The organism is Streptomyces sp. ICC4 (genome assembly GCF_003287915.1).
Taxonomy (GTDB): domain Bacteria; phylum Actinomycetota; class Actinomycetes; order Streptomycetales; family Streptomycetaceae; genus Streptomyces; species Streptomyces tritrimontium.
This window is the reverse complement of the sequence record NZ_CP030286.1, coordinates 4,199,051-4,211,527: the sequence shown is the minus strand read 5'-3', so window position 1 is coordinate 4,211,527 and position 12,477 is coordinate 4,199,051. Positions and strand designations below refer to the sequence as shown.

General features: G+C 71.9%; 12 protein-coding genes. 4 read left to right on the top strand and 8 right to left on the bottom strand.

Annotated elements, in window-relative coordinates; all coding sequences use genetic code 11:
• Positions 1 to 10 precede the first annotated feature (10 nt).
• Positions 11 to 1,300, top strand: a complete 1,290-nt coding sequence (locus DRB89_RS19535) for a helix-turn-helix domain-containing protein (RefSeq protein ID WP_112448690.1) — start codon at positions 11 to 13, stop codon at positions 1,298 to 1,300.
• Positions 1,301 to 1,328: 28 nt separating this feature from the next.
• Here DRB89_RS19535 and DRB89_RS19530 read toward each other — a convergent pair whose 3' ends face one another.
• The 5 genes from DRB89_RS19530 to DRB89_RS19510 form a co-directional block, all read right to left on the bottom strand.
• Positions 1,329 to 3,203, bottom strand: coding sequence for a S9 family peptidase (locus DRB89_RS19530; RefSeq protein ID WP_112448691.1), 1,875 nt, complete (start codon positions 3,201 to 3,203; stop codon positions 1,329 to 1,331).
• Positions 3,193 to 4,620: an FAD-dependent monooxygenase gene (locus DRB89_RS19525; protein WP_112448692.1), complete on the bottom strand. Its 1,428-nt coding sequence runs from the start codon at positions 4,618 to 4,620 to the stop codon at positions 3,193 to 3,195. Before DRB89_RS19525 ends, DRB89_RS19530 begins: the two co-directional genes overlap by 11 nt.
• The gene (locus DRB89_RS19520) at positions 4,617 to 4,925 is read right to left on the bottom strand and encodes a PqqD family protein (protein WP_112448693.1); all 309 of its coding nucleotides are present in this window, start codon (positions 4,923 to 4,925) and stop codon (positions 4,617 to 4,619) included. Before DRB89_RS19520 ends, DRB89_RS19525 begins: the two co-directional genes overlap by 4 nt.
• Positions 4,906 to 6,405: a StsB family radical SAM/SPASM domain sactipeptide maturase gene (gene stsB / locus DRB89_RS19515; protein ID WP_112448694.1), complete on the bottom strand. Its 1,500-nt coding sequence runs from the start codon at positions 6,403 to 6,405 to the stop codon at positions 4,906 to 4,908. The genes DRB89_RS19520 and stsB overlap by 20 nt, the downstream gene beginning before the upstream one ends.
• A gap of 71 nt (positions 6,406 to 6,476) precedes the next feature.
• The gene (locus tag DRB89_RS19510) at positions 6,477 to 6,743 is read right to left on the bottom strand and encodes a StsA-related sactipeptide RiPP (protein WP_112448695.1); all 267 of its coding nucleotides are present in this window, start codon (positions 6,741 to 6,743) and stop codon (positions 6,477 to 6,479) included.
• Positions 6,744 to 7,055: 312 nt separating this feature from the next.
• Here DRB89_RS19510 and DRB89_RS19505 point away from each other — a divergent pair, with 312 nt between their 5' ends.
• Positions 7,056 to 7,808: a BTAD domain-containing putative transcriptional regulator gene (locus tag DRB89_RS19505; RefSeq protein WP_112448696.1), complete on the top strand. Its 753-nt coding sequence runs from the start codon at positions 7,056 to 7,058 to the stop codon at positions 7,806 to 7,808.
• A gap of 78 nt (positions 7,809 to 7,886) precedes the next feature.
• Here DRB89_RS19505 and DRB89_RS19500 read toward each other — a convergent pair whose 3' ends face one another.
• Positions 7,887 to 8,753, bottom strand: a complete 867-nt coding sequence (locus tag DRB89_RS19500; protein ID WP_112448697.1) for a PhzF family phenazine biosynthesis protein — start codon at positions 8,751 to 8,753, stop codon at positions 7,887 to 7,889.
• 289 nt (positions 8,754 to 9,042) lie between these two features.
• Here DRB89_RS19500 and DRB89_RS19495 point away from each other — a divergent pair, with 289 nt between their 5' ends.
• On the top strand, positions 9,043 to 10,083 hold the full coding sequence (locus DRB89_RS19495; RefSeq protein ID WP_239516229.1) for a hypothetical protein: 1,041 nt from the start codon (positions 9,043 to 9,045) through the stop codon (positions 10,081 to 10,083).
• A 41-nt stretch (positions 10,084 to 10,124) separates the two neighbouring features.
• Positions 10,125 to 11,135: a clavaminate synthase family protein gene (locus DRB89_RS19490; RefSeq protein ID WP_112448699.1), complete on the top strand. Its 1,011-nt coding sequence runs from the start codon at positions 10,125 to 10,127 to the stop codon at positions 11,133 to 11,135.
• 63 nt (positions 11,136 to 11,198) lie between these two features.
• On the opposite strand, the gene DRB89_RS45985 is transcribed toward DRB89_RS19490, so the two are convergent.
• Positions 11,199 to 11,402: an aquaporin gene (locus DRB89_RS45985; RefSeq protein WP_162688651.1), complete on the bottom strand. Its 204-nt coding sequence runs from the start codon at positions 11,400 to 11,402 to the stop codon at positions 11,199 to 11,201.
• A 14-nt stretch (positions 11,403 to 11,416) separates the two neighbouring features.
• Positions 11,417 to 11,824 (bottom strand): aquaporin, encoded by a 408-nt coding sequence (locus DRB89_RS45980; RefSeq protein ID WP_162688650.1) that lies wholly within the window; start codon positions 11,822 to 11,824, stop codon positions 11,417 to 11,419.
• Positions 11,825 to 12,477: the final 653 nt, after the last annotated feature.

Genomic DNA, 12,477 nt, shown 5'->3' with positions numbered 1-12,477 from the left:
TCTCCTGCCCATGGTCCACACTGCCGAGGCCGAGGTGTCGTCGTTCCCCGAGCTGCTCCGCTTCAAGCGCGTGCAGGCCGGGCTGACCCAGCGCACGCTCGCCGACCTCTCGACGATCAGCCCGCGCACGATACGGGCCCTGGAGTCGGGGCGGGTGAACGCGCGGATGCAGACCGTCCGCCTGCTCGCGGACGCCCTGCGGCTCGAGGGACCGGTGCGGGAGCTCTTCGTCAACGCGGGTCTGGGCAGCGGGCGGCAGGGTCCGACCGGAGCCGATCCGTGCCTCGCCGTGCCCCGGTCCGTCAACGCCCTCCTCGGCCGCGACGTCGAGGTGCGGGCGATGGTGGGCGCCCTGGAATCGGATGACCGCCGCATGATCTCGATCTCCGGGCTTCCGGGGGTGGGCAAGTCGCGGGTGCTCGCGGAGGTGGCGGCCCGGCTGAGTTCGCGCCGCGGGTGGCCGGTGCTGTGGATCGGGGCGGGCACCTCGGCCCTCGACGGTCACGGCACCTCGTTCGGCTCCTTGCTGAAGCCGCTGCGCCTGCTCGTCGAATCGGGTGCGGAGGACGTGTCCGCGGTCTGCCGGCTCATCGGCCGGCAGGAGGTGCTGCTCGTGCTCGACGGGGTCGCCGACGCGCGCAGACCCGTCGGCGTGGAGGAACTGCTGGCGTACTGTCCGGGGATCCGGGTGGTCAGCGCGTCACGCGCGCCGTGGTGCGTGGCGGGGGTGCAGGGGACCGTGATCCCGCCGCTGGCCACGCCGGGGCCGGACCGGGACACGACGAGGTCGCTGGACGACCTCATCTGCGTGCCGTCGGTACGGCTGCTCGTGGACAGGCTCTCCGAGGTCCGGCCGGGGTTCGCGCTCTGCCGGGACGACGCCGGGGCGGTGGCGCTGCTGTGCCGCAGGCTGGACGGCCTGCCCGTGGCACTGGAGGCGGCGGCGGCGAGGTTCGGCGTGCTGAGCTTGAGGCAGCTCGCGGACGCGCCCGCGCCGAACCTCCTCGATCTGCCGGCGCCGACGCGGCCCGGGGACGTTCCGGAGACGCTCGGCGGTCTGATCCGCTCCGGCTTCGAGGACCTGGACGCCGCTCCCCGCGCGATCCTTCAGGACCTGGTGCGCTTCGACCGGGCGCTGACGGTCTCCGAGGCCGCCGAAGCCCTGGACCGGCCGCTGAACCAGGTGGTGGACGACCTGAGCACGCTGCTGGGCCGCGGCCTCGTCCGGGCCTCGCACGACGAGGCCCAGACGCGCCTGCACCTGCCGAACCTGCTGCGGGCGGCACTGACCCGGCGGTGACGGGCGGGGCGCCGCGCGTCGCGTCCGGTCACCCCATGTGCGCGGCCAGGAACCGCTCGACGGCGGCGTAGTAGGCCTGCCGGTTGGCGGGTCTGGCCAGCCCGTGGCCCTCGTCGGGGAACAGCAGGTACTCGTGCGCGAGCCCCTTGGCCGCCAGCGCCGCGACGATCTGCTCGGCCTCGGCCCGGGGCACGCGGACGTCGTTCGCGCCCTGGACCACCAGGATCGGGATGCGGATGTCGTCGACCCGCGAGAGCGGCGACCGCTCCCACAGCATGTCCCGGTCGGTTTCCGGATCCCCGACCTGGGCGGACATGAAGGACCGCAGCGGGGTCCGGTAGGGCGCTCCGGCCGCCAGCATCGTCAGCAGGTTCGACGGACCGCAGAGGTCTATCGCGCAGGTGAACACCTCGGGCGTGAACGCCGCGCCGACCAGCGCGGCGTACCCCCCGTACGAGCAGCCCATGATCGCCACCCGTGAGGCGTCGATTCTGCCGTCGGCGACGAAGTAGGCGAGCGCGTCGAGCAGATCGGTCTGCATCGCGGCACCCCACTGCTTGGCTCCCAGGTTGCGGAAGTGCTTGCCGTAGCCCGTGGAGCCCCGGAAGTTGACCTGGACGCACGCGTAGCCGCGGTTGGCCAGCAGCTGCGCCTCCTCGTCGAAGGCGAAGGTGTGGCGGGCCCACGGACCTCCGTGCACGTTCACCACCGCGGGCAGGCCGCCGCGTTCGGCGCCGGGCGGCCAGGTCACGTACCCGTGCACCGTGACCCCGTCGCGCGCGGTGAACTCGAAGGGCTCCATCCTGGCCAGCCGGTACCGTTCGAGCTCCTCCTGGTGGCTGAAGAGGTACCGGAGCCCGCCGTCCGCCCGGTCGTACACGTAGTAGAGGACCGGGCCGGCCCCGGTCACCACCGAGACCGTCCACAGCCGTCCGGAGCGGTCGGTGCGGTCGATGTAGACCTCGCCGTCGACGTCCCGGAGCGCGAGCTCGCCGCGGATCCGCCCGATGTCCTTGCCGAACTCCTCGTCGAGGAAGACCCATTCGTCGCGGTCCTTGGCGAAGAGCACCGCTTGCGGCCGGCGGGTGACCGGGTCCGTCTCGACCTGCTTGACGTCGTACACCGGGTCCTGCGCGAGCAGGGTCCGCCGCCCGGTCGCGACCTCCACCTCGAACAGGCGGCCGGCGTTGGCCCCGATGGAGGACAGGAGGTGGCAGGTGGCGCCGTCGCGCGCGAAGCCGATGACCCGCGTCCCCAAGGCATCCTCGTAGGGCACGTCGAGCCACGGCGGCGCGGTGCCCGGGCCGCCGCGTCCGTCCTCCCCGTCCTCCCCGTCCGGCGGGTCGAGGAAGACGGACAGGCCGCCGTCGGGCTTCATCGCGGTGCCGCCGCGGATCCGCAGGTCGGTGTCGATGATCCAGCTCAGGTATCCGGGGTTCTCCGCGATCTTCGTGAGCCGGTCCGTCAGCAGGTCCAGGCTGTAGACGTCGTGCAGTCCCGGCCGGTCCTTGTTCAGCCCGATCAGCACGGTGTTCGGGTGCCACCGGTTGTGCGCGAGCACCCGCGCCTGGACACCGTCGAAGGGTGTGGCGCAGCGCTCCTCGCCGGAGACCAGGTCGACGAGGTGCACCCGCCAGCTCTCGTCGCCGTTCTCGTCGCGCAGGTAGAACAGGGTGCGGTCGTCGTGGCACAGGCCGTACGTCCGGATGCCGCGGCCCCGGTCGTGCGTGACGGCCTTCGCCTCGTCCGGCCGGTCCACCGGCGCCACCCAGACGTTCAGCACCCCGTCGTCCGGCGCCAGGAAGAGCAGCCGGGTCCCGTCCGGGGAGACCTCGGGCACGAGGTACGACGGGTTGCCGAACAGGACGGAGTGCGGGATCAGCGGTACGGCTTCAGTCGTCACGGTTCTCTTCCCGGGTGGGTGGCTGATTTCGGCGCTCCGAGACCCACCACTCGCGGAGCACGGGGAACTGTGCGACCGCCTCGTCGGTGTCGAGCGGCGGGTGCGAGCCGGCGGACGGCCCCGGCCCCCGGGCGGCGGCCGGTGAGGAGACCAGCGTCTGGGAGCGGAACAGCTGTGTCATCAGCGCCGGGCTGGTGAGCACGGCCTTGGACACCCTGGCCCGCATCCGCCGTCCGGCGTCGGACACGGCCGCCGATCCGTTCCCGGACCCGTTCCCGGACCCGTTCGCGGCGGCCCGCGCCCGGTCCTGTTCCGTCGCCATCCGCCAGGAAGTGGCGGCCACTTCGGCCACGGCGGCCTGGACCCCGGGGAGGACCGAGGGCGCGGCGCCGCGCCGCTCCAGCTCCCGGTCCAGTCGCACGGCGCCGAGCAGGGCGACCGACATCCCGTGTGAGTAGACGGGGTTCACCGCGGTCAGCGCGTCCCCGACGACCAGGAAGCCCTCGGGCACCGGCAGCCGTTCGAAGTACCTCCTGCGGTTCGCGGTGGCGCGGAACGGCCGTACGGTGCCCAGGGGTTCGGCCGCGGCCAGCAGCTCCGCCGCGATCGGCGAACGCAGCGTACGGGCGCAGTCCGTGAATCCCCGCTCGTCGGTCGGTGGCGTGGCGGCGCGCGTGCCGGTCAGGGTGAAGATCCACCGGCCGTCCTCGATGGGGAACAGCGTCGCACCGTACCCCGGCCGGCCGTTCTCCGGGCCCGGGTGCACCATGATCGCCGGGATGTCGGCGGCGAGGCCGGCCGGCGCCCGGTAGATCCGGGTGGAGTACGCGAGGCCCGGGTCGACGACCTCTTCCTCGACGTCGGGCAGGCCGATCGCCGCCAGCCAGCGTCCGGCCCTGGACCGCCGGCCCGTCGCGTCCACCACGATGTCGGCGCGCACGGTCCGCGCGGAGCCGTCCTCGCCCGCGACCACGACCCCGGTCACCCGTGACGCGTCCGCGGCGAGTCCCAGCACCCGGGTGCCCTCCCGCACCGACACCGTGCCGTCCGCCAGGGCCCGTTCCCGGATGACGTGGTCCATGAGCCAGCGGCTGCACGAGACCATGAAGGCGCCGGTCTCGTGGCGGCTGAACCAGCCCTCCGCGCTCAGGATCAGCGCGCCGTCCGGGAGGCCCCGCCGGTGCGCTCCCCGGGCGAGCAGTACGTCCAGCGTGCCCGGGAGCAGCGTTTCCAGGGCTTCGGCCCCGGCGGTCACGAGCACGTGGCTGTGGAACGCCTGGGGCAGCCCCGGCCGGGGCGCCGGGCCCACCGGGTACCGGCCGCCCTCGACCACGGTGACCTCGTCGACGTGCCGGGAGAGCACCTTGGCCACCAGGACGCCGGCGAAGCCGCCGCCGAGGACGACGGCCTTCGTCATGACCGCGCGGCCGGCTCGCTCCGCGTCTCGGCGTCCGTCTCCTGGAGCAGATCGGCTTCGACCATGGAGCTGATGAACGCGTCCACTTCCGCGCGGATGCGGGCCGTCATCACGGCGTTGTGGCCCGCGAACAGGAGCGACAGGTTCCTGATGACCGTCTCCCGGTCGCCGTCGCTCTCCACGAGCGCCCAGATCTGGGCGGCGGTCGAGTTCAGGGTGCGGAAGTCGCCCGACTCGCTGTGGTAGAGCGAGATCCCGTCCGGGGTCTCCTGCCAGATCACCGCGTCACTGATGTGCAGGGACATCGCCCAGCCTCCTGTTCACCGGCATGATGGGAATCAGTTCGCCGACCTTGATCGCGGGTACGGGCGCGGGCGGGCGGACGTAGGTCTTCCACTGCTCGTGGACCTCGTGGACCTCACCGGTGGCGACCAGGCGGGGAACCGTCATCTCGAGGTCCTTCAGGGCGAGTTCCGCGCGGGTCACCCCGGTTTCCGTCCACAGCTGCGTGGTGACGCCGTGCCGCAGGATCCGGCACAGGTGGCGGCTGTTGCGCCGCAGGTCCCCGGACTCCGACATGTGCGCGGCCCGGCAGCCGCCGCCGCAGTTCGCCTTGATGTAGCACTTCTCGCAGTCGGAGTGGAACTCCCCGCCGTACACGGTGCTCGTGCGCATCGAGCGCAGCACCGGACTGGCGAAGATCTCGGACAGCGGCTGCTTCCTGATGTTGCCGGCGAACTCCCCCTTGCCCGTGACGAGCTTGCACGGGTAGACGTCGCCGAGGGAGTTGACGTAGATCTCGTTCCCGCCCATCCCGCAGTTGCCCTTGACCGAGCACGGGGACACCGGCCTCGGCCCGTCCGGCTTGAACTTGCCGGCCACGGGCGAGGTCCAGACGAGCTGCTGCACCCTCAGGTGGTCCTGCCATCCGAAGTCGTAGTCGTCGCCGACGCCCCGGCCCAGGTCGTTGTGGTTCATCAGGCGGACGCTGTGGATCTCGATCCCGTCGAGGAACGACGCGAAGTCTTCCAGCTCGTCGACGTTGTCCGAGGTGACGATGTGGTTGATGGCCGGCGCCACGCCCTCGGCGTTGAGCAGCCGGATCGCCCGGTGGGTCTTGTCGAACGCGCCCTTGCCGCGGGTCCGGTCGTGCGTGGCGGCCGTGCCTCCGTCGAGGCTCACCGTGACGGCGTCGAACAGCTCGGCGAACCGCTTCGCCGTCGCCTCGGTCCGGATCATCGTCGCGTTGGTGATGATGTTGACCTTCAGGCCGCTGTTCTTGGCGTGCTCGACGATCTGGAACAGGTCCTTGCGGAGCATCGGCTCGCCGCCGGTGAAAATGAGGGTCTTGGCGCCGAAGGCGGCGATCTGCGAGACCAGGTCCAAGGACTCGGCGGTGTCGAGCTCGCCGGGCAGGCACTTCTCGGACGACGCGTAGCAGTAGGGGCAGCGCAGGTTGCAGCCGTCCGTGATGGCGTAGTACGCGGTGCCCAGGGGCGGTTCACCGAGTTTGACCTGGGGCCTGTTGCCGTTGAAGTACACGATCCAGTTCAAGATGAGCTTGGCGAGGACGCGTTCCGTCTCGACGCTCTGCTCGAGTACCGCCTGCTCCCCGCCGGCCTGGGCGGCGGCCAGGGTCCGGAGGATCCGGAACTCGGCTCCGGTCAGGACGCACCGGGCGGCCACCTCCGGGTTGACCACGAGGTGGTCCTCGTCGTGCACAAAGTAGGTCAGGTCCTTCGGCACCTCGAACAACGACAGGTTCCGGACCAGTTTCCCGCGCATCCCGCCTCCTCTCTGGGCTGGACACAGGCGCGGTCCGACGCGAGTTGCCGCCGGACCCCGCCTGTGGACTGTCAGTTCTCGGCCTGGCCGGACCCCGACCAGAGGCCGCACGCACAGAGCATGGCCGCGTCGAAGCCTTCCTTCGTGGCCTCGGGCGCGGTCCAGTCCTGGGAGTGCGCCACCACGTCGGGCAGGATCGCCGCAAGGCGGTTCTTGGTCGAGATGAGGACCTTGGTCTCCTCGGGGGTCAGGCTGGCGTAGAACTCCTCGAGAGCGGGCGCCATCGTGCCGCCGAGGACGCCGGCGGCACGGAGGGACTCCAGGGCGTTGAAGGTCATGCTTCCACCTTTCGCTGTCGCGATCGATCGGGGACGCAACCGAGACTGCTCGCGGCCGACCGGTGAAACAACCCCACGAATGTGGGTTGTGCTGGAGCGATGGCGGGGACATACGCGTCGCGGGCGACGCCTGTTCCGGCAACGGATCGGGGCGTCGACAACGCTCCGCGCAGGGGTGTTGACGATCTCCATGCCGTGCCTCACGCTCTTACCACAGCCGTTGTGAAGCTCATGTGAAGCGAACGTGGAAATCGGGATCAATGGAACGCCCACCCGGCGGCCGGCGGCCCGTCGGACGACCCGAGAGGTGCGATGAATCCCACCGGCTTAGGCATCGTGCACATCTCGCTGCTGCCAGGCTTCGTCTGCCGCACCGATCAGCGGATCGCCGATCTCAGCGACATCCAGCAGCGGCTCGTCGCGGCCCTCGTGCTCAGCGACCGCCCGGTGCGGCGCGGCGACCTCGCCGCGCGGCTGTGGCCCGATGCACCGCCCGCACGGGCGGGAGCCCGGTTGCGCCAGACCCTGTGGCGCCTGAACCAGGCCACGGCCGGGGGCCTGCTCCGCGCCTCGCACACCACGATCACCCTCGCCGACCACGTCGAAGTGGACTACCGGACGGCGGCCGCGCTGATCTCGACGGCCTCCGGGGCGGGCGGGGCCCAGGTGAGCGGCGACCGGCTGCCGCACGCGTGGAGCGTGCTGCGCCACCCGCTGCTGACCGACTGGGACGACGACTGGCTCGTGCCGTTCCAGGAGAAGTGGAAGCTGCAGCGCGTCCAGACGCTGGAGCACCTCGCCGAGAAGTTCCTCCAGCGTAGGCAGCACTCCGCGGTGCTGGAACTGGCCGACGCCGCGACCCAGGCCGACCCCCTGCGGGAGGGCCCGCGGCGCATCGCCGTCCAATCGTGCCTGTGCGTCGGCGAGGTGGCCGACGCCCACCGCCGCTACCGCCGTTACCGCGAGCTGCTGTTCTCGGAACTGGGCGTGGCGCCGAGCGGCGCGATCCCCCAACTCCTGAGACAGGACCGCGAGAGACAGCTCGCCCTGACGGCGGAGTACTGACGCGGTTGACGCACCCCTCACCCCTCACCGGTCAGTGGCGGGGGCCGGCGAACGCCCGCCCCTACACGGCTACACCGGCTACACCGGCGGAAGCTCGTGGAGGCACCCGTCCGCGACGAGGACTACGCCCCCGCCGACGCGCACCGAGCTGATGTCCCGGCCGTGGCCGTCCGCGCTGACGGTCATCTCGCTGGGGCGGCCGGTGAAGCGCCCCTGGTGCAGGAGGGTCCGCTCGCCGGCGCCGATGCGGCCGTGGCGGCGCAGATAGGCGGCGGCGCAGCCCGCACCGCTGCCGGTGGCGGTGTCTTCGAGGATCCCGTCGTTGTTCCAGTGCCGCCCCTCCAGGGCGGCGGCGTCGAGGAGGTAGGCGAACTGGGCCCCGAGGCGGGCCAGGGGCCCGTCGAGCGGAGCGGTGACGCGTGCCCGGGCCAGGGCGTCACCGCGTACGGGGAGCACCAGGTAGCGCAGGCCGGTGGAGACGACCTCCGGGGGCAGGGCGGGGTCCAAGTCGGCCGGTTCGAGGGCGAACAGGGCGGCGAGGCCGTGCGGGTCGGGCCGGCCGAGGAACACGGCGGCGCCCTGGTCGAGGAGGCTCGCGTACCGGCCCGGTCCGAGGCGTTCGGTGGCGACCTCCACCGTCCGGGCCGGCAGGCGCAGGCTCCAGGCCTCGCGGTCCGCGGTGCCGTACAGCGCGTGCAGGACGGCGGCGGCGCCGATGAGGGGGTGGCCGGCGAAGTCCAGCTCCTCGGCGAGGTCGAAGACGCGCGCCCGCCGGGTGCGCTCCGTTGCTCCGTCCCGGATGAGGAAGACGGACTCGAAGTGCCGCAGCTCCCGGGTGATGGCCTGCATCTGCGAGCCGCTCAGCGCATCGGCGTCGGGGAAGACCGCGAGGCTGTTGCCCCCGTAGGGACGCCCGGTGAAGACATCGACGTGGTGATAGCGCACGGGTCCGACGCTACCGCGGAGTTCACGTGCGGCCCGCGCACTCGGACTCCTGGCGGACCGCGTCGCCTCAGACGGGGGGCCGGCCCAGCGGATCAGGGAGCGGCTCGACCTCGCTGTCCGACTTCGCCCACCGCCGCACCGCCGCACCGCCGCACCGGAATCACCTTGCGGATCAGGGTTTCGGATGGAGTGTTCCTGGCGAAGTACTTCAACCATGGGCTTATCGCCGATTGCCGATCATCCTGCTGTCGCTGTCTTCCGTGAACCTCAAGGCGGACGGCCCGTACCGGTGCTGGGTCCACGGGTCGATGCCGCGGCGAAGCGGACCGCGGGCGTGCTGGCCGGGTTGGCGACCCATGCCAGACCTGTCGAGCGGACCCTCGCCCTGTGGCAGGCCGCGGCGGCTGCCGGTGAGTTGGTGGCCGCGCTGTCGGCGCTGGCCCCGGCCGTGGCCGGTGAGGGACTGCCGGCGGAGTCGACCAGTCAGTCGTTCTTCCGGGTCCGTGAGGGGGAGCTGTCGGACCAGCAGGCCGCCCTGCACGGTGCCCTGGTCATCCACCGCGGTCTGGAAGACCTGTGTGAGGCTCCGCTGTCGGGCGCCGACCTGGCCCTGGAGGCGGCCGGGATGCGGCAGGCGGTGCTCGACCTCACCGGCGCAGCGCCGGACGCCGGCCCTGACTCCGTACCGCTGGTGGCCGTACCCGAGCCTGCTGCGGGGGCGTTGGAGAACGTGTGGAGTGCCCGGTGGCTCATCGGGCACCAGGTCCACGTCCTGTTCAACATCTGCGCCGCGGTCGCCGTGGCCGACGCGACCCGCCTTCTACGGCACGGCGACGGCGATGCCGCTCTGCCACGGCTGGCAGATGCGACGGTGTACGTGCGGGGCTTCCCGGCGGCCATGACCCACGCCAGTACGGTCCCGGCCGACTACTACATGGCGGCGATACGCCACACCATGGCGCCCCCGTCGGTGGACGTCCCGTTGAGCGGGCGCCAGCATCGCGGATACAAGCTGTTCCGGGCGGCGATGAAGGACCTGCTGTCCGCGGTTCCCGACTCCTACGAACAGTTGGCGGCCCGCGCCCCGGAGCTGGCCGAGGCACGGGGCGCGCTCCTGGAAGCCGACATCGTGGACGGTGAACGGCACGTCACCCTCGCGTACTCGATGGTGCATCTGCGTCGTTCCATCGCTCAAAAGCCCGAAGGCCCCGACAACGCCGTCGCCGAACTACGGCTCATGCGCCATCGCCGCGCGGCCCAGTACGCCTCCCTGATCCGGTTCGGGGACCACTACATCGCCGACGCCGTGGCCGGCCTGCGCCACTCGTGAGTCCGCGTGTCCGCCGCCCACACCTCCGGCAGGAGACCCTGATGCCCGAGACGACGCCCGGCACCACCCCAAGCTCTGCCGTCGCCGCCGACTGGGCGCTCGACCCGGCCGATGCCGGCGCGTGCGAGCGGCTGGCCCGCACCCTGTGCACCGGCGAGCACGACCAGGTCGACGACCCCGGGTGGATGGCCCGGGCCAGGGACGCCTGGGAGGACCTTCCGTACCCGCTGCGCCGTGGGGTGCGCCGATTTCGAAGGCACTCCGGCCCGCATGGCACCTTGGTGATCGGCGGCCTGCCCGTCGATCAGGCGGCCCTGCCCGCGACACCGTCCGTACCCGGCTCGGTCCAGCGCCGGGCCACCGTCCCGGCCGCGGTGCTCACCATGGTGGCCTGCGGGCTCGGCGAGCCTCTCGCCTACCGGGCTGAGAAATCCGGCGCCCTCGTACAGGACGTCGTGCCCGTGCCCGGGCAGGAGAGCTTCCACGGCAACGCCGGATCGGTGCCGCTGTCCTTCCACACCGAGAACGGCTTCCACCCCCACCCACCCGACTACGTGGTCTTCCTGTGCCTGCGCGCCGACCACGACCGACGCGCCGGCATGCGCGTCGCCGGCATCCGCCAAGCGCTGCCGCTCCTCACTCCAGCCGGTCGCCAGGCCCTTTTCGCACCGGAGTTCATCACCACACCACCACCTTCCTTCGGCCCCGACGCCGGCGCGCGTGCGCCCGACGTCGAGCCCCGACCGGTGCTGTCGGGAGCGGTCGAGGATCCCGACATACGGATGGCCCAACTCGTCACCACCCCGCTCACCCCTCGGGCCGCCGCGGCGCTGACCGAATTCGGCCGCGCCTGCGAAGCGACCGCCCGCACCCTGCGCCTGAACCCGGGCGACCTGGTCATCATCGACAACCGCGTCACCGTCCACGGCCGCACCGCCTTCCACCCCCGCTACGACGGATCAGACCGCTGGCTGCAACGCACCTACGTCACCACCGACCTGCGCCGCTCCCGCGACCACCGCCCCCACGACGGCCACGTACTCGCCCGCTGACCGGCCTGCGAGGAAAAGTGATCCCTGTCAGCAGGGTGCGGGCCTGCCGCTGAGGCAGTACGTCTACGCCCACAAAGCAATGGTGTTCCCGGAGACCAGGGCGGGCCCGAACTGGCGGGCCGGGTTCGCGGCCCCGCCACTGACCGGACCCAGCAGCGCAATGATCACGCCGACCGCCGCAGCCACCGCGTACGGCATCGGCCGCACGTATTCGGGGTGGACTTCCAGAGCGAACACCGCGACGGCGGAGAGGTCGGGGGCGGGCAAGGCGAGTCCGCCGCTCAGGGGGCGGCGTCCAGTACCCGGCCCCACACCAGGCGGGCCAACGCCGTGCCGGCCAGCGCGCCGCACAGTTGCGCCACCGCGTACGGGGCGACGGCGCGGCCGGGGAAGGCGCGCATCAACCGCAGGGCAAGGCTGACCGCCGGGTTCAGGTGAGCGCCGGATCTGCGGTCCGGCGGGCTCAGAATCAGCCCGAGCAGGACAACCGCGACCAGCGCCCCGATCACGACCAGCGCCAGATGCAGGCTGCCGATGTGGGCCGGGGAGGCCGGGTCAAGGAGCCAGCGCACCACCGTCACCACGACGAACATCAACACCGCCGTCAGCGCGAACTCGATCGCCGCGTACCGCCACGGCGCGCCCGCGGGACCTGGCGCCAGGACGGGTTGCTGCTCCTCGGCGGCCATCGGCACGTTCGCCCCAGGCCATCTCGCCGGTGGCGACCTTGCTGCCCAGCTCCCGCGCGACACCGAGCCCCGGATCCGGATAGCGGCGCAGCATCGCGGCCTGCAACGCCTCCGCGTCGGCGGCGCCGGCCGGAGGAGACCACGGAGACGTCCGTGGCAGCGCCCTCGGCAGCGTGCCCAGCCACCACCAAGCGCGGATCGAGTTCCTCGACCTCGTCCAGGACCTGGTCCCACACCGCCCGCACGGCCGTGGTGGGCGTGTCGGCGGTCCACGCGTGCAGCCCCGACCACAGCACCGCCCCGCCCAGCACCGCCCGATCCTCCGCCTGCCACACGTACTCGGTGCGCCAGGCCAGGTCGGAATGGCCGCCGCAGACCTCGAAGACGTGTCCCTCCAGCTCGAAGCGGTCAGAACCCAGCAGCTCCGGGATGACCACCTCGGACGCCAGATCCGGCCCCAGATGAGCCCACGTCTGAAGCTTCGACTCCCAAGTCGCCTCGATCTTCTCCAGCGTTGCGGCCGTGCACACCACCCTGACCTCAGGGGACGCCTCCCGGATCACCTGCAGACCGAAGGAGTAGTCCGGGTCCGCGGCACTGACGAACACCGTCGCCCGAGTGACGGATCCGGACCGCGGACGAAGCCGTCCGCT

What these genes read in the sequence shown, in the direction of transcription:
- DRB89_RS19535 (WP_112448690.1), top strand. Translation starts at nt 11, where the DNA reads ATGGTCCACACTGCCGAGGCCGAGGTGTCGTCGTTCCCCGAGCTGCTC.
- DRB89_RS19525 (WP_112448692.1), bottom strand. Translation starts at nt 4,620, where the DNA reads ATGACGAAGGCCGTCGTCCTCGGCGGCGGCTTCGCCGGCGTCCTGGTG.
- DRB89_RS19520 (WP_112448693.1), bottom strand. Translation starts at nt 4,925, where the DNA reads ATGTCCCTGCACATCAGTGACGCGGTGATCTGGCAGGAGACCCCGGAC.
- stsB (WP_112448694.1), bottom strand. Translation starts at nt 6,405, where the DNA reads ATGCGCGGGAAACTGGTCCGGAACCTGTCGTTGTTCGAGGTGCCGAAG.
- DRB89_RS19510 (WP_112448695.1), bottom strand. Translation starts at nt 6,743, where the DNA reads ATGACCTTCAACGCCCTGGAGTCCCTCCGTGCCGCCGGCGTCCTCGGC.
- DRB89_RS19505 (WP_112448696.1), top strand. Translation starts at nt 7,056, where the DNA reads ATGAATCCCACCGGCTTAGGCATCGTGCACATCTCGCTGCTGCCAGGC.
- DRB89_RS19490 (WP_112448699.1), top strand. Translation starts at nt 10,125, where the DNA reads ATGCCCGAGACGACGCCCGGCACCACCCCAAGCTCTGCCGTCGCCGCC.
- DRB89_RS45980 (WP_162688650.1), bottom strand. Translation starts at nt 11,824, where the DNA reads ATGGCCGCCGAGGAGCAGCAACCCGTCCTGGCGCCAGGTCCCGCGGGC.